Here is a 21543-nt window from a genome sequence, read left to right on the forward strand (position 1 = left end):
AGTATTATGAAAAAGTTTATATCTCTTATTTCAGTAATTCTTATACTTTTATTATCGAGCTGTACTCAAAGTACTAAAAATATCGAAGATAAACCAAAAGATAACATAGTTGAAAAGGAAGAAAAATATATATCGCCTTATACTGGAGAACAAGTCTCTAAAAATACCTTGAATAATATCCCCTTTATGGTTATTGTGGAAAATTCTAAGGATGCTCGTCCACAATCTGGCCTTGTAGATGCTGATATCGTATATGAAACCATGGCTGAAGGAGGAATTCCAAGATTTATTGCGTTATTTCACAAAAACAATCCTAAAAAAATTGGCCCAGTTCGAAGTGCCCGCCCTTACTTTTTAGATTTATCTAAACTTCATAAATTACCTTTTGGACATTGTGGATATAGCGAAGAGGCTAAAACTCAAATTGAGGCTGAAAATTTGCCAAGCTTAAATGAATTTATATATGAAAAGTATTATTGGCGAGATAAGTCTAGAAAGTATGAACATAGCTTATATACATCCACCGAAAATATGAGAAATTTAATTTCAGAAAAAAATCTTATATCCAAACCTACATCGACTTATAATTTTGATAAATCCTATTGGGAAAATTCAAATCTTGATAGCTCTAATTCAGTTACTATAAAAGTAAATAAATATTATAATACTTCTTATATATTTAAAGATAGCTTATATGTCAAATATATGGACGGTTCCCCCTCTATAGACAGCGACAATAATACTCCTATTCAAGCAAAAAATATTGTTATTCAACTTACAGACATAACACTTCAAAGTGATAATTTACATGTTGATATACAACTAATTGGTGAAGGGGATTGTCTAGTTATAAGCAACGGTAAAGTAGTTAAAGGAAAGTGGAAACAATCCAGCTTAGATTCTAGTACAGAACTTATAGATAATCTCGGAAATCCTATTCCTTTAAATATAGGGAATACCTGGTGGCACATACTAGATAAAAAAGTAAACATTGAAATAAAATAATTTACTTAATTATAGGCAATACTAACTAAAAAGGAGGTATTGCGCATGAAAGGCAGGATAATAGATTTAATAGGCTCAGATGCTCTAGTTGCTTTAGAAGATGGTACTACTATGGAAATTAACAGACTTACATTATCTGAGCATATACAGCTCGGAGATATGGTAAATGTAGATCCTAGTCCCCTTCATCCTGGAAATGATAAACTTGTAGACTTCTTTTAATAAATACACCATTCTTGAAAATACATATATAATACTATATAATAAGTTATGTAAAATTAATAAACCGTGCTAGAGGTGCCGAACTCGGCTGAGAAATGATTTAGTCATTAACTCTCATCACCTGATCTGGATAATACCAGCGTAGGGAAGCAGTCTTGATCGCTTTATAAGGTATTCCAGTGCTGGAATACCTTTAAGTATTGGTCTTGCATTATCTGTAATCCTTAATTTATTTAAGATTGCAGAATTTCCTAGCGGAGGATCTATTACATTAGGTGAAATTGTACCTATTATTCTTCTTTCATTATTTTACGGACCTGAAATAGGATTTCTAACTGGTTTCATGTATGGTATATTAAGTTTAATTTTAGGATCTTATATACTTCATCCTGTACAGGTATTATTTGATTATCCTTTACCATTTATGACCCTAGGACTTGCAGGCTTTTTTAAAGACAAAAATTTAATTGCTGCAGCTATAGCTGTATTAGGAAGATTTACATTCCACTTTATTTCAGATGTAGTATTTTGGGGAAGTAATGCTCTAGAGGGAATGCCACCTTATTTATACCCCCTTATATACAATGCTTCTTATTTAGCAATAGATGGCTTAATTTGTATTGTAATACTTACACTAATTCCTGTTAATCAAATATATTCTATTTTAAATAAAAATTCAATTCATAGTCATTAAATGAAAAGCATGTAATGAAAAATCATTACATGCTTTTATTATTTTTATTATTCTACTTTTATAGCATTAGTTGGACAACTTCCTTCTGCTTCCTTTGCAGCATCTTCTGAGCCAGATGGAACTTCATCTACTACAACTGTTGCTTTTCCAGTACTGTCATCCATTTCAAATACATCCCCAGCTATTGCTGGACATAGTCCACATGATATACAAAGATCCTTATCAACATATGCTTGCATAATACAATTCCTCCTTTTACTTTGAACTATATATATTTTACCCCACTCATGATTCTTTATTACTATTTTATTAAATTTTAAAATTTAATTTTTAACTCATGTTCTAGTATTTAGTTACTTGCTTAACTTTATAAAATTATCTAATAAATTTTCATAATCCCCATTTAATAACACAAATCTTTCCGCTTGACCGCTCTCTAAACTTTCAGCTAAATCCAAATTTATAGGCATCTCTGCCATTAAAGGCACTCCTAAGTATTTTGCCTGCTCTTCAGCTGATTTTTTGCTAAATACTCTAATTTTTTCACTACATTTATCACATTGTATATAAGACATATTTTCTACTACACCAAATACCTTTACGTCCATTTTTTCTGCCATTATTACAACCTTTTTAACTATCATGGATACCATATCTTGAGGTGTAGATACAACTACCATTCCTTCTACAGGCATACTTTGCATTATAGTTAATGCTATATCTCCTGTTCCTGGAGGCATATCAATTAAAAGATAATCTAAATCTCCCCAAACTGTGTCTGAATACATTTGCTTCAATACACCAGTTATTACAGGGCCTCTCCATATAACAGGCTGCTCTTCTTCCTCTGTTAAAAGATTTAAGGATATTACCTTTATACCCAAGGATGTTTGAACAGGCATGAACTTTGCTTCTTCACTATTTTCTACTTGATGTATTTCTGCTCGTTCTTCGTTTATTCCAAAAAATCTTGGCATAGAAGGACCTGTTATATCTCCATCAAGTACTCCAACTTTAAATCCAGCTTTTTGGAGTTGTACTGCTAAAATGCCAGTTACTGTGGACTTACCAACTCCACCTTTTCCACTTATTACTCCTATAATATGTTTTATATTTCCGTGCTTTGGCACATCCTTAGAACATGTGGATGAATTACTATTACAGCTTCCCTTACTAGGACAACTATTGCAATCACTCATTTCTATTCCTCCTTAAATATGTATTATAAAACTTTATTTATTATAGCACTAAAAAAATGTTATAAAAACCCTTATATAAATTATATTAATATCTAAAAGTTACTAGGCTTATCTTTAGTAGCATTCAAATGCCAACTCCTATTTTCATAGTTTGCAACTACATAATACTGTTCTGTATTTTTTTCTTGCCTATTATAAAAGGTAATTATGCTCTTATACATTAATCTATTATACCCCTGGGTTTTAACTGTCATTATCACATCATATTCTGTAGCATTACCTTTTACTAGTTCTCCATTTATATTTTTATCATTTAACTTATTTTTAAAATCTTCTAAATCTGTAGATAAAATAAATTTTGCAATTTCTCTATCCTCATCTAAGTTAACTCCTATTTTTTTTGTTGTTTTTGTATCCTTTATATAGCTATTCAGAGTTTCTATAAGTGAACCATAATATATATCTGTGAAGTCTTTTGGAATCCTTATGTTCCAAAAACTTTTTATAATATCATTATCTATTCTCTTTGATACAATATAAGTCTTATCTTCACTATAAAGATTACCACCACTTTTTTTATCTAATCCTGCAACATAATTAAACTTATGTACTTTATCATGTGCCTCATGCATTTCAAATATGTAATCTGGCTGAAGAGTAGATTTTTCTTCAACCTCCTTTGCAGAAGATAGCATATCATATAATTCTTTTATTACATTCTTATCTGTTACTATAAATCTATATCCTTGATCTCGAGTATTTTGTATTACAATCTTTTGTACCTTATTTTGCTTTATATATTCAAAATTTGTATTTTTTAATCCTAACTTTACCTTCATATTTTCTATTGTATTACATCCTGAAAAAAGAGTACTTACTAAGGTAATTGTAATGATCATAGCTTTAAATCTGAAAAACTTTTTTAACTTTATCAATTTCTTAACCTCCTAGGTTAATTATTAAAATTTACTTTAGGCTTTGTTATATTAAATATAACTATACCAATGATTAATGTAAAAACACTTATAAATTGTGATGTAGATAATATTGAAATTTCACCTCTTGGGTCTCCTCTAAATACTTCTACTATTATTCTTCCTATACTATAAATAATTACATATAAAGCAAATGTACTTCCCTTTTTATTTTTTCTTTTATCATACCAAACTAAAAATATTGCTAATAAAAAGTCAAATATAGATGAATAAATTTGTGTAGGGTGAAGATGTACCGCTGAAGGTGCAAAAGGTGAATTGTTAAATACAATCCCTATAGGAAGCTTTGTAGGTTTTCCATAACAACACCCTGCAAGCAAGCACCCTATTCTTCCAAAACCTTGCGCTAAAGGTATTGAAGGTATTATTAAATCAAAAGTATCTAACACATTCCACTTCTTCCGTTTGCAATAAAAAAATATTGAAATAGCTCCCCCAATTATAGAACCATATATGACAAATCCACTTCCAATATCTCTTAACAAAGAAGGGTTTTCTATCACATTTCTTATCTCAGTTATTATGTATAAAAGCTTGCCTCCAAGTATCCCTGAAAGTATCGCTATTAAAGACATATTATAAATATAATCTTCATGATAATTACTATTTCTTTTTACCCTTGAATCCAAGAGTGCCAATGCAGCTAATATGCCTATAGCTATCATTGTGCCATATCCATAAATTGGCCTTGCAAATAACATAAACAATACCGGCCTCACTTCCTATCACCTCCATTATCCATTATTATAGCATATAAATATATTTATAAAAAATAAGCTGGTCTATAAAATAATAGACCAGCTCTAACTTATTTTTAATGTTTCCACTATAGCTTTAAATATAGTGGGCATATTCTCCTTGAAGTTATCTTCCCTTGTAAAAAAAGAAAATCTTACAAACTTGTTGCCATCTGGTATGAAATATTCAAATGCCTTATACTTTATATTTTGTGAATTTATTAGAGAATATTCAATATAATAGGAATCCTTATCATTAACTTTTACATTAGATAACTTATATCCTTCTACAATATTTTGTTTAAAGGATATATCTTTACTTCTTTCTATAAAAGTTTTCAAGTCTTGATTTAAGTTCCACACTTCTACAAAGCCATATACCTTAAAATCCTTAGCTTGAAAATCGTTATGGTATATTATTTCTTCTCCACCAAAATCTCTTTTTTCTGAAATCCAATCATAAGGAAGTTTATAGGTTACCTTGCCATTTAAAGCAGAGTACTCTTTTAAAGAATTTATGTTACTTTGCATAAGGGAGGTTAGTTTTATACTATCTTTAAATATACTTTGAATACCAAACATAGTTATCATAAGCCCTACTATAATTATGGTGACGCCTAGTCTTTTTTTATTTACAATTATAAGTCTCATACCGTCAAACCTTAAAAGGTTATCGCTCACCTCCACATACTTTATCAATAATAAAATATATGTGAAAAAAGCTGTATTTATTAATTTTTATAAAAATATATTTAATATAAAAAGGTATGCAAATCTGCATACCTACTTTACAGGAATAAGAATAGTTGACTTTCTAAAATCATAAAACATTAACCAATACCCCTCATCTTCTTTTCCTCTACTTGGAACCCAAGTAACAAATCCAGATTTACCTCCATAAGGCTGATCACATTTATCTCTTTTTCCTGGAATCGCATAAACTAAACATTTTAATTTCCCATCCCTGTCACATTTATATCCTAATAAGAAATATCCCTGTTTCTTAATATAAGGATAATAATTCATCATAGGGTAGTATATAACTGCATACTTATTATAGTTTTTTAATCCACACATATTATTAATATCTTTTATAGGAATTCTATACCACTTACATCTTTTTATTTCTGATATATCCTTTACCTCATCATAATCCTTAACTAAGTTTTTGAAAAATTCTCCTGTTCTTCCCTTTGGTAAATCGTCCTTATCTCTAATCAATTTTTCATCTATAGGTTCAACTATAACTTCTATATTATCTATTGGATTATCTATTGGCTCTTCTTGTTCTTCTTCTACTCTAACATTTACATAATCATCTACATCTTGTAGTTCAGGTTCTTTATTGCTTTCTATAACTTCAGTCTCATCTTTTATACTTTCATCTATCCTAGCTTTTTCTTCACCTTTTATACTTTCATCTATCCTAGCTTTTTCTTCATCTTTTATAACTTCTTCTGTAGCCTTCAATTCTTCTGATAAACTTTCCTTAGGGCTCTCTTCTTTAACTATTATGTTTTCTTCTCTTTTAGCTGCTTCAATATTTTCTTCATATTTATCAAATATATTCTTTTCTTCTGAAACTTCCTCACCTGCTCTTGTCTTTCCTTCTAGCAGCAAAAATTCCTTCCATTTCGGAATATCAGTGGTTAAAAATCCGCTAAGTACAGGCACTATGTTTTTGTCTGGCAGTTTAACTATTGCCGCTCCTATAACATTTTCTACATTTAATCCTACATATGCTATATCTTCTATAGGATATTCATAGGAAACGTCGTTTCTTCCATAATCATCTATGTTTAACTCTCCTACCTTAATTATTCTGCTTCCATTCTTCTTCCCTGAAACTAGTGCCATAAAGTAAGGTGTAGTTTCTTTCTTTAAATTTTGTACATAATAAGAAACCTTACATTTATTATTTTTCACTTCAAGTTTTACATAACCTGTAGGAGGTTTATCGGAAGCTATAGCAAAACCCTTTTCATCTTCCTGAAGTATTATAAAGTACCTACTATAATTCTTTTTCTGTACCAATTAACGTACCCCCATATATTATATTCATTATAATATATGAGGTTCCATTCAAAAAGTGACCATTTAACATAAAACTTATAAATATTTTTTACTTATTTCTATGTATAGAGTTAGAAAGATTAGCAAATTCATATATTGAAAGTGTTTCTCCTCTTCTTTTAGGATCCACGTCACATTCCTTCAGTGCATTTTCCAATAAATCTTTGCTAAGCCCTAGGCTTTTCAACGCATTCCAAAGTGTTTTTCTTCTCATATTAAATGAAGCTCTTATAATTTTAAAGAATAACTTCTCATCCTCTACCTTAACTCTTGGACTCTCTAACTTGCTAAGTTTTATTACTGATGAATCTACCTTAGGCCTTGGTATAAATGAAGCTGGTGATACTTTTCTAACGAGCTCAGTATCACAATAATATTGAACTAATAACGATAATGCTCCATATTCTTTGGTACTTGGCTTTGCATCAATTCTCTCTGCTACCTCCTTTTGAATCATTATTGTTAAAGATTTGAATTTATATCCTTCTGTAAGAAGCTTTGCAATTATAGGCGTGGTCACATAGTATGGTAAATTTGCCACAAGCTTTACAGACTTTTCTTCTCCAATTATTTCATCAAAATTTATCTTTAATGCATCCTTATTTATTAACTGAAAATTTTCAAATTCCCTTAATTCTTCATTTAATATTGGTATTAAATCTTTGTCTAGCTCTATTGCACACACCTTTTTAGCTACTTGCAGTAATTCCTTCGTAAGAGTCCCTACTCCCGGCCCTATTTCTATTATAAAATCGTCACTATTTACTTCCGCACCTGTTACTATATCTCTTAAAACTTGATCATCTATTAAAAAATTTTGTCCTAAACTTTTTGAAAACTTAAAATTATACTTATTTACTACTTGTTGTGTTGTGTTATCCATTACTATTCTCCCTTTCCATTTGTTTGATTGCCTCTATAAACTCTTCCTTTGTTATTCCATAATTATTTAATCTGATAACAAATTGACTAGTATTACAATACCCTATTCTTAATATCTTGCCAAGCTTATCTCTTCTATCTTTAGCATTATTATTTCCAGTTAGCCTAAAGAAAATCAAATCTTGTAAGGTAAATTCCTCCCTCTTTTCCTTAACTTCACACTTAGCTGAATTTAATGCTTTTATTATAGCTTCTGGAGCTGCATTTTCCACTCCTATATCTCCATCCTTTGTTCCCTCATCCCTTGATATATAAGCATGCTTTATACCTGGAACCTTTCTGGATATTAAGTTTCTTATCTTTTGGCCAGCATAATCTGGATCTGTAAGTACTATTACTCCTTGTCTTCTTTGAGCTTCTCTTATTCTATCTATAACCCTTTCATTTATACCAAATCCGCCTACGGCAATCATTTCTGCATCCACTGCCTTTTTCACTGCAGTAATGTCATCTCTTCCTTCTACTACGATTACTTCTTTAATCATTTTTTTCCTCCTAAAAGTATAAAAATAGGAGCCATAGGCTCCTTTAATTAATTATATGAACATTTACGTATCTAGCTCCCCAATTTCTAGCTTCACTAAGCGTATTAAAGAAAAGATCCACCTTATTTCCTTTAATTGCAAGTCCAGTGTCTGCAGCAATTGCATACCCATAGCCTTCTATATATAGCTTAGTACCTAGCGGAATCACTCTTGGATCCACTGCTACGGTACTTGTTCCATTAGCATCTCTTACTGCAACCATCCCAGATGCAGTAGTAGCTCTTCCATAATCTTTTCTAGGTGAGTATGCTGTAGATCTAACACTTATTATTGTTGTACCACCTTCGCTACTTGATCCACGAGAAGCAGAATACTTAGTAGATACTGGTTGTACCTTAGGCTTTGTTCCCATAGCCACTACCTTTTGTACAGGCTTTTTAGTTACTGCTTCACTTACAACCTTTCTTGAAACCTCTTTCCCATTTTCGTAAGTAACCTTAGTAGTTACTAATTTTTCTCCAGCCATTCCAGACTGAACTACCTTTTGCTTACCCTTCTCTAACCCACCGTCATTTTTTGTAACTGTTGAGTAAGCTAAAGCCTTTGCTTCCTTAATGGTCTTAGTTTCAACTCTGATTATAGCAACTTTTAAGCCCTTTTCTAATGGCTGATCTTTTGATGGTAATATTTTATCAGCTTCATTAACTTTTATGCCCTCTACCTTAAGCATGGATTCTATATCACTTTCTGCAGAGTTCATAGTTAATGTCTTTCCATCTACTTCGACCTGTACATCCATTGCTTTTTTAATATATATCTTATCTTGATTTTTTACTTTACTGTCAATCCCAATTGACGTCTTATCTTTTGGTCCTAGTATTATGTTATTAGATGTTAAAACATCATTTACAGTATGTCTAAACGTAGTTACTTTATTTTCTTTTCCGTCAATATAAACATAAACTGTTTTTCTTGTATTAGTTATAAATATAACTGCGCCTATTACTACTAGTAATACAAGAAATGTTGCCTTAGGACCATTGGAAAAATGATTTTTTAGATACCTTTTTACCTTTTCCATCACAAAAACCTCCTATTGGCAAAATGCACAAACATTTGATTATTATAATTTACTTGGCGCATTTTGTCAAATTTTTGTACTTTGACCATCTAAAATGTAACATTGTACATAAATAACTTTATAAAAATTAATGATAGCGTTTTAATTCAATATAGACAGTCCTCTTGATGGATTCAATGGTAAAATATGTTAATATAATTATATTATACCTCTCTTTAAATTATTACCATTACCTCTAGGTATTAAAAGTTATCTAACCTTTGATATATACAAATTTTACACTATTATTATATTTTAAGCAACTTCCTAACATTCAAAATAAGCTGTTTTCCAATTTCTTCCTCACTGATATCTCTTATTTCTGCTAGTTTTTCTATTATGTATTTTATATAGTCCGATCTATTTCTTTCTCCTCTAAAAGGAGTAGGTGCCATATATGGACAATCTGTTTCAACTAATATTTTATCATCTGGAACCATCTTAGCCACATCTAAAATTTTCCTTGCATTTTTGAATGTTACCACTCCAGTAAACCCTATATAGTAACCCAAACTTAGGCATTCCCTTGCAAATTCCACACTTCCTGAAAAGCAGTGAACTACCCCTACTACCTCCGGAAACATTTTCATTATCTCTAAAGTATCCTTATGGGCATCTCTATCATGTATTATTACAGGTAAATTTAATTCTCTAGCTAACTCCATTTGTTTTATAAAGGCTTGTTTTTGTACTTCCCTATCCGGGTTTTCTTCCCAATAATAATCTAAACCTATCTCTCCAATAGCCTTAACCTTTTTAGACTTTGATAACTCTCTTATCTTGCTTATAGTACTATCATTTACCTCATCTGCATGTTCTGGATGAATTCCTACAGCTGCATAGAAAAAATCATATTTTTCTGATAGTTCAACAGATTTTATAGCTCCTTCTAAGGATGCACCACAATTTAATACACCTATTACATTACTATTTTTAATTTCCTCTATTAGGTTTTCTCTATCTTTATCAAATGAATTGTCATCATAATGAGCATGAGAATCAAAAATATACATATGCTATCTCCTTTGAAAATACTTATTTTAAAATTATACCATATTTTAATTTTTGTATACATTTCTATAAAAGCCTTAGTTATTAAAAAGTTCAGGGTCAATTATAACCCTGAACTTTTTATAACCATTATTATCTCACTATACTTCCAGTTGGAAGTTCTTCTGGAACCCCTACGGTAAATAATTTACTATCATCTTCAGTAGCCGCTGCAAGTATCATACCCTGAGAAAGTTCCCCTCTTAATTTTACAGGTTTTAAATTTGCAACTAAAACTACATATTTTCCTACAAGTTCTTCAGGTTTATAAAACTTTGCTATTCCTGATATTACCTGTCTTTCTTCTCCACCTAAATCAACCTTTAGCTTTAAAAGCTTTTTAGCACCTTTAACTGGCTCACATTCTATTACCTTAACTACTCTTAAGTCTACCTTTTCAAAGTCTTCTATAGTTATTTCTTCTTTTAAAGGCTGAATCTCCACCTTAGCTGGAGCTGTATTTTTCATTTGCTCTTCTTTTAATTTATTTAATTCATCTATTTTAGCATCAACATCTATTCTTGGGAACAAATTGTCTCCTTTTACAAGCTTTGTTCCTGCACTTGTTCCGTCAAAGGATGCAATGCTATCCCAAGTAATAATTTCTACGTTAAGCTGAGTGTTTATTCTTCTACTTGTATCTGGTAAGAATGCAGAAATTAATACTGAGATTATTCTTAAAGATTCTGCTAAATTATATAATACTGTTCCAAGTCTTTCCTTATTGCTTTCATCCTTGGCAAGTATCCACGGAGTGGTTTCATCTATATATTTATTTGCTCTTCCTATAAGTGTCCAAACCTCATCTAGAGCTTCAGGTATTCTTAGGTCATCCATGTGCTTTTCAATCTTTAAGTATACACTGGTTGCCATAGAAATAAGATCGTTATCTATATCTTCCTTTGCTGTAGGGCTTGGAATCACTCCGTAAAAGTACTTCTCTATCATAGCCGTAGTTCTAGATAATAAATTTCCTAAATCATTTGCTAGATCTGAATTAATTTTCTTTATAAATAATTCATTATTAAATATTCCATCTGAACCAAATGGAATTTCTCTTAAAAGATAGTATCTTACTGGATCTGTTCCAAAGTGATTTACGAGCACTACTGGATCTACTACATTACCTTTAGATTTTGACATCTTTCCTCCATCCACTAAAAGCCATCCATGACCAAAAACTTGTTTAGGAAGAGGAACTCCAAGTGCCATTAACATTATAGGCCAATAAATAGTGTGGAATCTTAAGATGTCCTTACCCACTAAATGAACATCTGCTGGCCAATATTTATTTAGCAGTTCTTCATTACCTGTATTATATCCTAGTGCTGTTATATAGTTTGCTAAAGCATCTATCCAAACGTATATAACATGCTTTTCATCAAAACTTACTGGAATTCCCCAATCAAAAGAAGTTCTTGAGACACATAAATCTTGAAGTCCTGGTTTTAAGAAGTTATTTATCATTTCATTTTTTCTAGACTCTGGTTGTATAAATTCAGGATGGGATTCTATGTGCTCTATAAGTTTATCTGCATACTTTGACATCTTAAAGAAGTACGCTTCTTCTTTTGCCTTTTCTACAGGTCTTCCACAATCTGGGCATTTTCCATCTGTTAGTTGTGTTTCAGTCCAAAATGATTCACAAGGAGTGCAATACCATCCTTCATATTCTGACTTGTATATATCTCCCTGATCATAAAGTTTTTTAAATATCTCCTGTACAGAGTTTATATGATAATCATCTGTAGTTCTTATAAACTTATCATAGCTTATATTCATCATACCCCAAAGACTTTTTATGCCTGCAACTATTTCATCTACATATTCTTTAGGTGTTACACCCTTTGCTTCTGCAAGTCTTTGTATCTTTTGACCATGTTCATCTGTACCTGTTAAAAACATTACATCATAACCTGTAAGACGCTTAAATCTTGCCATAGCATCTGCTGCTACTGTTGTATAAGTATTTCCTATGTGTAAATTTGCTGATGGGTAATAAATTGGTGTTGTAATATAATAGGTTTTCTTATTCAATTTCCATTCCTCCTTAGATAAAGTTCTTATATAATAAAAAGCCTCTATAAAGCTTTTAAGCTTTATAGAGGCGTCATTTTCACGCGTTACCACTCTAATTCTCCTTTTCTTCTCAAAAAAGGACTCAATAAGTGAGAAAAACTCACTTTGCATTTTAACGGATGCACCCGAAATACCCTACTTAATATTTCAGATATTTTGCTCTGGGGCCATGTTCATAAACCTTAACGCTATCGGCTTTCACCTTATCCGACTCTCTTTTAGCATTTCATCTTACTACTCTTCCCATCATTGCATTTCAAATTTAATATTAATACATATATTTTGCCATGTCAACTAGTTGATTTTCCTATTATTTCACTTATTTCTTTTAAATATACTTATATGTTTTTGCTTATCTTGTTTACAATGTATTATAATTAGTGGTGTATTACTTTGATAAACTTTGATTGAATGTTATTACTTAAAAGGAGGTACTTATTTGATACGCAAAGATATAATAAAGGATGTTTTAAAATTAGCCCTTCCTGCAGTTGGTGAAATGGTCTTGTACATGATGATATGGGTACTTGACACAATGATGGTTGGCAAATATGGCGGAGAAACTGCTGTAAGCACTGTAGGACTTAGTTCAGAGATAATGTACAGTTTTGTAAATGTATTTATTTCCGTGGGAATATCTGTTGGAACCGTATCCCTTATCTCAAGAAAACTTGGCTCTAAAGATAATACTGCTTCAGAAGAATTTGCAACTTTAGGACTTGCCATAGGCTCTATTCTAGCATTTATAATTTCATCAGCAGCATTTATATTTGCACCCAAAATTTTATTTTATTCTGGTGCTAGGGATACTGTACTAAGTAATGGAATAATATATATGAAAATCACCTCTATAGGGTTGTTTTTTAATATGCTTATGAATGTGTTGAATTCAGTTCTTAGAGCAGGTAAAAATACTAAAATCCCTCTTTTAGCATCTGGATTAATTAATATAATAAATTTATTTTTAGATTGGGTTTTAATATTTGGAAGGCTTGGTTTCCCAGAACTCGGAATACGAGGTGCAGCTATAGCTACATCTATGGCACATATAGTTGGATTTATATTTATAACTTTTTATACGTTAAAAAAGTCTCTTATAAAACCTCATTTTAAATTTATAAGAAATATAAATACCTATAGAGCTAAAGAGCTTATTAAGCTCTCAATTCCTTCATCAATGCAAGAAGGAGCGTTCTCCATGATACGATTATTAGGCACTATATTAATTATGTATTTAGGCAAAACAGCCTTTGCAGCTAATCAAATTACAACTACTATAGAATCTATATCATTTATGCCTGGAAATGGAGTTGCTATCGCTGCTACAACTTTAGTTGGACATAAAATTGGAGAAAGAGATTTACACGGTGCAAAAGAATACGCTTATACCTGCACATTAATTGGAACAAGTATAATGCTTATATGCTCCATAGCCTTTTTACTATTCCCTAAGTTTTTAATAAGCTTATTTATAAAACAAAATGAACTTGAAGTAATAGGTCTTGGTACCCTTTGCCTTATGATTGCTTCTATAGAACAACCATTTATGGCAATCTCAATGATACTTGGCGGCGCCCTAAAAGGTATGGGTGATACTAAAACACCATTTATGGTGTCCTTAATATCTAGTTGGATTATAAGGTTTCCATTGCTGCTTATTTTTATATACAAATTGAACCTATCAGTTATATACGTTTGGTGGATAACTGCCATACAATGGTCATTTGAAGGTATAGTAATTTTTGTACTATTTAAAAGTAAATTCAAAAAACTTATGACCCCTACTTAGCCAAGTAGGGGGTTATGTTTTTAATAAAAAAATAATTTTACAGTAACTACTGCCATTATAGCAGCTGTTAAATCTGCAAGTATGGCAGCCCATAGAGTATGTCTTATTTTTTTAATTCCTACTGCTCCAAAATAAATAGTCACTGTATAAAATATTGTTTCTGTAGAGCCCATTATAGTTGATGCTACTCTTCCTACAAAGCTATCTGGTCCATAGGTTGTTAAAACATCTGTAAAAACTCCTAAAGCTCCGCTTCCCGATAAAGGCTTTATAAGTAAAAGAGGTAAAAGTTCTCCTGGAATACCGACATATTTTAGCAATGGATTACTAATTTGTGTTATAAAGTCCAAGATTTTAGCTTCTCTAAGCACAGATACTGCAAGTATCATAGCAAGTAAATAAGGGAAAATTCTTAAGCATATCTTCAATCCGTCTTTGGCTCCCTCTACAAAACAATTATATACCTCTACCTTTTTAATAACTCCATAAGTTACTATTAACCCTATAATTCCTGGAACAAGAAAATTACCTAAGTTCATAATTCCCTCCTAAAAATATTTCTCAAGTATTTTACATGAAATTACTCCAACTACAGCTGCTGAAGCCGTAGTTATTATGGCCGTAATTATTATCTCTGCTGGATTTTGTGAGCCTGTAGCTGCTCGTATGGAAATTACAGTAGTTGGTATAAATTGAATACATGCAGCATTTATAACTAAAAATAATGCCATATCATTGGAAGCTGTATCCTTATTGGGATTTAACTTTTGCATATTTTCCATAGCCTTTATCCCAAATGGAGTAGCAGCATTGGATATTCCCATCATATTAGCAGTAATATTCATAACAATACTACCTAAAGATTCCTTATCTCTTCCTTCTTTTTTAAATATAACTTTTAAAATAGGCCTTAAAAGCTTTGCTAACATTTCTGTCATACCGCTTCTTTCTGCAATTTTCATTACTCCGCACCATAAACACATAACTCCTGCAAGCTTTATAATTATTTCTACAGTACTATTTGTTGAAGCTAGTATTGCCTGCGTCATTATATCTGCTCGTCCTGTAATCATTCCCCAAATTATACCCAAAGTTAATATTCCAAACCAAATATAATTTATCATTTTACCCTCCATGGATTTTTTGTATATTAATTTATATGTTAATAAACTCTATTGTATTGCAAATAAATTTTATTAATGTTACCATATATAATGTTTTTAAATATAAATTATGGAGGCTATACATGACTTTAAAAGATATAATGAAATATATAGAAAGTGAATACCATATTATAAATAGTACTCCCTGCGAAGTATGTGGCGGTGAATATTTAGCTGATGGCCTAGATATAGATATAATTAATGGAAACCCTTATGATGTGTGCGATTGTACATGTTCAAAATGTGGTCATGAAAAAACTTTTGAATTTTATGCTCCCTTTATAGATGAACTAACCAATAGTAAATGGAAACAAAACTTAAATTAAAAAGAAGCCCATATGTTAGGCTTCTTTTGTTATTTATACACAGGAACTTCAAATGTAATTTTAGGATCCTTGCATTGTGAAACTAAATTGATTATATTTCTAATTTGCGCATACGGCCAATTAATATCAGTTGCATATTGATGTGTTGCTGGTGCACCCGGATTAAACTTCATTTTATAAAGTGTATCTTGATTATTAGTTGTATTATTTATATATCCTGATCCAATAAACTTTGCCCCACCCTTTATAGCATCCTCTGGAGTAAACCACCCTTGCTCATATGCATATTTTGATCCAAGTTCATCTGGATTACTATCAAGGGCACCTATACCGAACATATTATAAACTAACTTCTTGCCTTTATCTCCATCAACCTCTATTCCATTAGCAAGTTTAGAGCTTCCATTTCCTGTTTCAAGCAAGGCATGGGACACAAGATAAATTGGATTTATGTTATTTGCCTTAGCTGCATCAAAAAATGCTTGTCCTTTTCCTGCTAGTATTCCCCTTCCCATTAAAATATTATTTAAATCTTGAACAGTTATACTATCATTTGTATAGCTTAATTTCATAAACGCATATTTCCCATCTTGATCCATAAAATTCTTAGGATTAAGATGATATTTTATTTGATTATAACTGGCCCCTACCCAGCCTGAACCACCTTCACTAGTAGTTGAAACACCTGGCTTTGCTTGCTTACTTATTGCATCTGTAAAAGTGGTTACATAACTCTTATTAACTATATCAGTATTTGATATGCTGTTTATGCATCTTAGATAATCTATGTAATAATTATCATAATCCGTATTTATATCCTTATAATTACCTTTAGTATTTGATCTTTTCACATAAACAAGGATTTTATACTTATCTCCATTTTCATCACTAGTAAATCTTTTATTTATGGTAATCTTACCTGAAGAAGCAGTTGTGTATCCATTAGTCCATTCCTGAAAATCCTCATACTTCCAAAGCTTCTTGTTATATCGACTTACATATATTTTATACTGAGCATTATCAACACTCGAAGATAGGTTGAAGGTTTGATATTGATTACTAATTATAGGTTCATATTGCATTTTAAGTGTCTTAACCTCAGCTCCATTTACATATGTAGAGCCATCTGAAAATCTAGGTGTTATTGTAAATTTCATTTTTACAGGTTGGTTTAACTTTTTACCCCCTAAAGATTCCACTTGTGTGCTTACATTTACGTAGTAAGACTTTGCTGGGGTATAGCCCTCCACTTTAGGAAGTACTTTTATGGTGTTAGCTGTATCACCTAGCATTACAGTGGCTTGTACAGCATTACCCTTATCATCTGTCACTGTTATATTAGAGTTATTTATAGTTTCTTCATTAAGATTAAAATTAAACTTTACTGTCCATACTTTATCTTGAGAAATAGCTGTTTGACTTTGAAATTCTTTTACACTTGTTGCTGCATGTGATATGTTATAATTACTTGTTGTAAGCGTAAAAAAAGTTGCAAGCATAAGTGCTGCAAAAGACTTCTTCAAAATAATCCCCTCACTTCATCGTTGTTTACTATAATTAGATTATATAAAATTTTAAGACTTTTTTCTATGAAAAAAGTTAATTTATTTTAATATTTTGCTATAATTTTAACTGTACATTAATAAAAGAGAGGTATAAGAATGAAAAAAAATGACCTTGCTGATAATTTTAAAGTAGAAGAAATTAGAATAAATAAGTTTATAAGCGAAAAAGGTGTATGTTCAAGAAGAGAAGCAGATAGGCTTATTTCTTTAGGTAAAGTTACTATAAATGGTGAAGTAGCTACTATGGGATCTAAAGTAACTTATGCAGATGAAGTAAAACTTGACGGTAAACTTCTTTCTGAAAAACCTAAATCAGTATACATAGCCTTAAATAAACCTAAAGGTATAGTAAGCACTACTGATCCAAAAGAAAAAAATAATATAGTAAACTTTATTAATTATCCTGAACGAATTTTTCATATAGGTAGATTAGACAAAGATTCCGAGGGCCTTATATTTTTAACCAACGATGGTGATATAGTAAATAAAATACTTAGAGCTGGCAATAATCACGAAAAAGAATATATAGTAACTGTAGATAAGCCATTAACTCAAGACTTTCTTCAAAGAATGTGCTCTGGTGTGAGGATACTTGGCACTATAACAAAGCCTTGCAAAATATATAAAGAAGGCTCTAATATATTTAGGATAATACTTACCCAAGGATTAAATAGGCAAATTAGACGAATGTGCGAAGCCCTTGGTTATACTGTAACAAAGCTTAAACGAATTAGAATAATGAATGTAAGGCTAGATAACCTCCCACTTGGCAAATGGAGATATCTTAGTAGAGATGAAATTCAAACTATAAATGAATTAGTAAAGAATTCACTAAAAACTGAAGAAGCCTCTAAATAAAAAGAGAGCCTTTAATAAGGACTCTCTTTCCTGTAAAAAGTTCTTTACTATGATCCAAAATTATTCTTCTATCATACAAATGCTTTGTGCTGCAATTCCTTCTCTCCTTCCTGTAAAACCCAATCCCTCTTCAGTTGTAGCCTTTATATTTACTTGATTCGCATGTATGCCTAGTATATTACTTATATTTGCTTTCATAGTTTCAATATATGGCGCCATTTTAGGCGACTGAGCAATAATTATAGAATCAATATTTACTATTTTAAAGTTTTTTTCCATTATTAGTTTACTTACTTCTTTTAATAACTTTAAGCTGTCAATTCCGTTGTACTCCTCCTTTGTATCCGGAAAATGTTTTCCTATATCCCCTAAAGCAGAAGCGCCTAATATACTATCCATAATAGCATGTATCAATACATCTGCATCTGAATGCCCCAAAAGTCCTTTTTCATAAGGTATGTGAACTCCACCTAGAATAAGTTTTCTTCCATTTACCAACTTATGTACATCATATCCTATTCCTACTCTCATCATAGTACCTCCTAATATATCTTTTATAATATTTTATAATAATACTTTTCTTAATTAAACAAAAAAATAAAGCCTGGCATTCCAGGCATATTATACTATATAATTTATGATATGTTTTTCCTGTAATTGATTACATTTTCCTTGTGACCTCTTTTATTTAAATGAAAAAAGCTTTTTATACTATTAATAATTCTTATATACAAGGGTTCCATATTCTTTTTATTTTTGTGCCTTTTAGAAAAATCAACATATACAACATTATCTTTCATACACGTCACACCCTTTATAATTTATTTATATTAATATAATACCATAAAATAGATGAATTGTTAAGAAAATTCTAAATATATTTTATGTCTAAAAGTTTTTACAAAAAAACTTTTAGACATAGGATTTGAGGAGAAACTATTTTACAAAAATAGGATCTACTAGTGACATCTATTATATTATATTCACTATACTTATAATTTGCTATTCTGTTTTATATTATTTACTTAATATTTAAAACTAATTCAAATAAAATGTGTTAAAATGTTTATTATCTACCATATTTTAAAATAGTTATCAACAATTTGTCCACATTTCTGTGGATAATGTTGATATAATTACTTGTCAATTCCAAAAATTTGTAATTTCTTATAGTTAATAACTATAATTAAAAATGTAACCTTTTGTATATATTTGAGGATATATAGAAATCAACAGAAATTTCACAAGTTATACACATGCAAAATGTGGACAATGTGTATAACCATGAAATTACTTAATTATTCTAATTACAACAAAACCTATAAGTCCTTTAAAATACAGGGATTCCGTATGTTTTAATAAATAATTTAAAAGGAGTAAAGATAATGCGAAAATATAAATTCCTTAAATCTCCATTATACTTAACTATACTAATATTTCTTACGATTCCTTCGGTTTATTTAATAATTAATCAATATTTATATATTAATAACTCAATAAATAATCAACAGTTTATCCACAAAAACAACGATAAACCTATTAATAACTCTAATAATATTACAACTTCTCAAGCAGATACAAAAAATACTTATTCAAAAAGAAACTTCTCGGGATCTAATTTAAAGCATAGTAACGAAGGAATACCTGTACTTATGTATCATTCTATTTCTAATCGGACGGGTAACGAAATTCAACTATCTAAAAACTTATTTGAAGCTCAAATGAAACTTTTAAAAGATAAAAATTATACTACCTTGTCTTTAGACGAGCTTTATGATTTTATTAATTACAATAAGCCAATTCCTAAAAAGTCCGTTGTGTTAACCTTTGATGATGGTTATGTTGATAATTACTTAAACGCTTATCCAATACTAAAAAAATATAATTTTAGAGCAACTATATTTGTTATTACAGATAATGTAGATAAATATAGTCATACTATAAATTCCCCTCAAATTAAAGAAATGTCTTTAAATGGCATAGATATTATGAGCCATACTGAAAAACACGAAAATCTTTTAACACTTACTTACGATAAACAACTATACAGTTTGAAAACTTCAAAGAATTTTTTGGAAAAAGTTACAAATAAAAAGGTAGATTATATTGCTTATCCTTATGGCAAATGGAATAAAGATACTTTGAAAGCTGCTCAAGATGCTGGTTATACTATGGCATTTTCTACAAGCGGAACTTGGACAGACAAATCAGATGGTATATATAAATTAGATAGAGTATATATAAGTTCTAATTTTGACTTAAGTGAATTCGAAAGAAGATTAACAAACAGAAATTACAACAATATTCATTCTAAAAACATGCTGTCTCAATAGCAAAAATAGACATAGAACTTATTAATTCTGTGTCTATTTTTCAATATTTTTTATAGTTCAAAATTATGTTCTCATCCTTCCATAGTACCTCTTATAGATTGTTTTATGGTGCCTTTCATATTTGTCCACAATTCTTTATAGCTTATCCACAATTTTTGTGAATAATTTTTATTTTTTTAATACCCTTACTCCCAATTATATAGGGACTTGTAAACATTGTCCACATTTACCCTGTTGATAACTTGGACAAGATACTGTGGAATACTTAGACATTTTATTACTTAATTCATGCAATTTTTTATATTTTTTTGCAACTTTTTTTACATTTTATTACATATAATATATCACAATAATTCATATTGTTTCTTGCTTGTACTACCATAATCTTATATGCATTTATTATAAAACTAAGGATGCCTTTAGATAAAGGCATCCTTAGTTTTATAATAAAAAAGTTATATGCTATTCACATTATAATATATACTTAATTTATTATTTGTGTGCAATTACTTCAATTTCTACTAATGCACCTTTTGGCAATTTAGCCACTTGTACACAGGAACGTGCTGGATAAGTTTCTTCAAAATATTGCGCATACACTTCGTTTACCTTTGGAAAATCATCCATATTTGTTATAAACACTGTGCTTTTTATAACATTATTGAAATTTAATCCTTGGGATTCTAATATGCTTCTTACATTTTTCATTGATTGATGAGTTTGAGCAACAATTACATCTTCACCTGTAACTACTTCTCCTGTATTTGGATCTACTGGTATTTGACCCGATAAAAATACTAGGTCTCCAACCATTATTCCCTGTGAATATGGTCCTATAGCCTTTGGTGCTAAGTTTGTTGAAATTACTTCTTTCATATTTTCTTCCTCCTTTAAACTATTCATATCTA

General features: G+C 30.4%; 23 protein-coding genes, 1 riboswitch and 1 other annotated feature. Of the genes, 7 read left to right on the forward strand and 16 right to left on the reverse strand.

Going from position 1 to position 21543, the window contains the following annotated elements:
• Positions 1-6: 6 nt before the first annotated feature.
• The 3 genes from JOC70_RS10415 to thiT all read left to right on the forward strand — a co-directional run bounded on the left by JOC70_RS10415 (position 7) and on the right by thiT (position 1921).
• Entirely contained in the window at positions 7-1005 is a 999-nt protein-coding gene (locus tag JOC70_RS10415) for a DUF3048 domain-containing protein (protein WP_204598824.1), read from the forward strand.
• Positions 1006-1050: 45 nt separating this feature from the next.
• Positions 1051-1227 carry a hypothetical protein gene (locus tag JOC70_RS10420; RefSeq protein WP_204598825.1) on the forward strand — a complete coding sequence of 59 codons (177 nt, stop codon included), beginning with the start codon at positions 1051-1053 and terminating at the stop codon, positions 1225-1227.
• Between the two features lie 61 nt (positions 1228-1288).
• Positions 1289-1392, forward strand: a riboswitch (TPP riboswitch).
• Positions 1393-1426: 34 nt separating this feature from the next.
• Positions 1427-1921 (forward strand): energy-coupled thiamine transporter ThiT, encoded by a 495-nt coding sequence (gene thiT / locus JOC70_RS10425; protein WP_341534883.1) that lies wholly within the window; start codon positions 1427-1429, stop codon positions 1919-1921.
• A 47-nt stretch (positions 1922-1968) separates the two neighbouring features.
• Here the strand turns inward: thiT and JOC70_RS10430 are convergent, their stop codons facing one another.
• From JOC70_RS10430 to metG, 11 genes are all read right to left on the reverse strand, one after another.
• Positions 1969-2160, reverse strand: coding sequence for a ferredoxin (locus tag JOC70_RS10430; protein WP_035304620.1), 192 nt, complete (start codon positions 2158-2160; stop codon positions 1969-1971).
• 114 nt (positions 2161-2274) lie between these two features.
• The gene (locus tag JOC70_RS10435) at positions 2275-3120 is read right to left on the reverse strand and encodes an Mrp/NBP35 family ATP-binding protein (RefSeq protein WP_204598826.1); all 846 of its coding nucleotides are present in this window, start codon (positions 3118-3120) and stop codon (positions 2275-2277) included.
• A gap of 92 nt (positions 3121-3212) precedes the next feature.
• Positions 3213-4019 carry a YhfM domain-containing protein gene (locus tag JOC70_RS10440; RefSeq protein ID WP_204598876.1) on the reverse strand — a complete coding sequence of 269 codons (807 nt, stop codon included), beginning with the start codon at positions 4017-4019 and terminating at the stop codon, positions 3213-3215.
• 53 nt (positions 4020-4072) lie between these two features.
• Positions 4073-4834, reverse strand: coding sequence for a prolipoprotein diacylglyceryl transferase (locus tag JOC70_RS10445; RefSeq protein WP_204598827.1), 762 nt, complete (start codon positions 4832-4834; stop codon positions 4073-4075).
• Positions 4835-4918: 84 nt separating this feature from the next.
• Entirely contained in the window at positions 4919-5503 is a 585-nt protein-coding gene (locus JOC70_RS10450; RefSeq protein WP_204598828.1) for a hypothetical protein, read from the reverse strand.
• Between the two features lie 132 nt (positions 5504-5635).
• Positions 5636-6886 carry a hypothetical protein gene (locus JOC70_RS10455; protein WP_204598829.1) on the reverse strand — a complete coding sequence of 417 codons (1251 nt, stop codon included), beginning with the start codon at positions 6884-6886 and terminating at the stop codon, positions 5636-5638.
• Between the two features lie 88 nt (positions 6887-6974).
• Positions 6975-7808, reverse strand: a complete 834-nt coding sequence (rsmA, locus tag JOC70_RS10460) for a 16S rRNA (adenine(1518)-N(6)/adenine(1519)-N(6))-dimethyltransferase RsmA (RefSeq protein WP_204598830.1) — start codon at positions 7806-7808, stop codon at positions 6975-6977.
• Complete coding sequence (gene rnmV / locus JOC70_RS10465) at positions 7801-8352, reverse strand: ribonuclease M5 (RefSeq protein ID WP_204598831.1); 552 nt, start codon at positions 8350-8352, stop codon at positions 7801-7803. The genes rsmA and rnmV overlap by 8 nt, the downstream gene beginning before the upstream one ends.
• Before the next feature lie 43 nt (positions 8353-8395).
• Positions 8396-9436, reverse strand: coding sequence for a 3D domain-containing protein (locus tag JOC70_RS10470; protein ID WP_204598832.1), 1041 nt, complete (start codon positions 9434-9436; stop codon positions 8396-8398).
• Positions 9437-9720: 284 nt separating this feature from the next.
• Positions 9721-10485 (reverse strand): TatD family hydrolase, encoded by a 765-nt coding sequence (locus JOC70_RS10475; protein WP_204598833.1) that lies wholly within the window; start codon positions 10483-10485, stop codon positions 9721-9723.
• A 130-nt stretch (positions 10486-10615) separates the two neighbouring features.
• A complete protein-coding gene (metG, locus tag JOC70_RS10480; protein ID WP_204598834.1) occupies positions 10616-12559 on the reverse strand; it encodes a methionine--tRNA ligase in 1944 nt (647 codons plus the stop codon).
• Positions 12560-12622: 63 nt separating this feature from the next.
• Positions 12623-12860 (reverse strand) — a binding site (T-box leader).
• 180 nt (positions 12861-13040) lie between these two features.
• On the opposite strand from metG, the gene JOC70_RS10485 reads away from it, so the two are divergent.
• On the forward strand, positions 13041-14390 hold the full coding sequence (locus JOC70_RS10485) for an MATE family efflux transporter (RefSeq protein WP_204598835.1): 1350 nt from the start codon (positions 13041-13043) through the stop codon (positions 14388-14390).
• A 20-nt stretch (positions 14391-14410) separates the two neighbouring features.
• Here the strand turns inward: JOC70_RS10485 and JOC70_RS10490 are convergent, their stop codons facing one another.
• Together JOC70_RS10490 and JOC70_RS10495 are read right to left on the reverse strand one after the other, a co-directional pair.
• Complete coding sequence (locus JOC70_RS10490) at positions 14411-14929, reverse strand: spore maturation protein (protein WP_204598836.1); 519 nt, start codon at positions 14927-14929, stop codon at positions 14411-14413.
• 9 nt (positions 14930-14938) lie between these two features.
• Positions 14939-15514, reverse strand: a complete 576-nt coding sequence (locus JOC70_RS10495) for a nucleoside recognition domain-containing protein (RefSeq protein ID WP_204598837.1) — start codon at positions 15512-15514, stop codon at positions 14939-14941.
• A 122-nt stretch (positions 15515-15636) separates the two neighbouring features.
• Between JOC70_RS10495 and JOC70_RS10500 the strand changes: the two genes are divergently transcribed.
• Positions 15637-15879: a metal-binding protein gene (locus tag JOC70_RS10500; RefSeq protein WP_204598838.1), complete on the forward strand. Its 243-nt coding sequence runs from the start codon at positions 15637-15639 to the stop codon at positions 15877-15879.
• A gap of 29 nt (positions 15880-15908) precedes the next feature.
• Here JOC70_RS10500 and JOC70_RS10505 read toward each other — a convergent pair whose 3' ends face one another.
• Positions 15909-17402, reverse strand: coding sequence for an N-acetylglucosaminidase (locus JOC70_RS10505; protein WP_204598839.1), 1494 nt, complete (start codon positions 17400-17402; stop codon positions 15909-15911).
• Between the two features lie 138 nt (positions 17403-17540).
• Between JOC70_RS10505 and rluF the strand changes: the two genes are divergently transcribed.
• Positions 17541-18302 (forward strand): 23S rRNA pseudouridine(2604) synthase RluF, encoded by a 762-nt coding sequence (rluF, locus tag JOC70_RS10510; RefSeq protein WP_204598840.1) that lies wholly within the window; start codon positions 17541-17543, stop codon positions 18300-18302.
• A gap of 60 nt (positions 18303-18362) precedes the next feature.
• Here rluF and ispF read toward each other — a convergent pair whose 3' ends face one another.
• Positions 18363-18833 carry a 2-C-methyl-D-erythritol 2,4-cyclodiphosphate synthase gene (ispF, locus tag JOC70_RS10515; protein WP_279381248.1) on the reverse strand — a complete coding sequence of 157 codons (471 nt, stop codon included), beginning with the start codon at positions 18831-18833 and terminating at the stop codon, positions 18363-18365.
• 854 nt (positions 18834-19687) lie between these two features.
• On the opposite strand from ispF, the gene JOC70_RS10520 reads away from it, so the two are divergent.
• On the forward strand, positions 19688-20635 hold the full coding sequence (locus JOC70_RS10520; protein ID WP_207755286.1) for a polysaccharide deacetylase family protein: 948 nt from the start codon (positions 19688-19690) through the stop codon (positions 20633-20635).
• A gap of 492 nt (positions 20636-21127) precedes the next feature.
• Here JOC70_RS10520 and JOC70_RS10525 read toward each other — a convergent pair whose 3' ends face one another.
• The gene (locus JOC70_RS10525; protein ID WP_204598842.1) at positions 21128-21511 is read right to left on the reverse strand and encodes a RidA family protein; all 384 of its coding nucleotides are present in this window, start codon (positions 21509-21511) and stop codon (positions 21128-21130) included.
• Positions 21512-21543: the final 32 nt, after the last annotated feature.

The organism is Clostridium pascui (genome assembly GCF_016908015.1).
GTDB lineage: Bacteria > Bacillota > Clostridia > Clostridiales > Clostridiaceae > Clostridium_AK > Clostridium_AK pascui.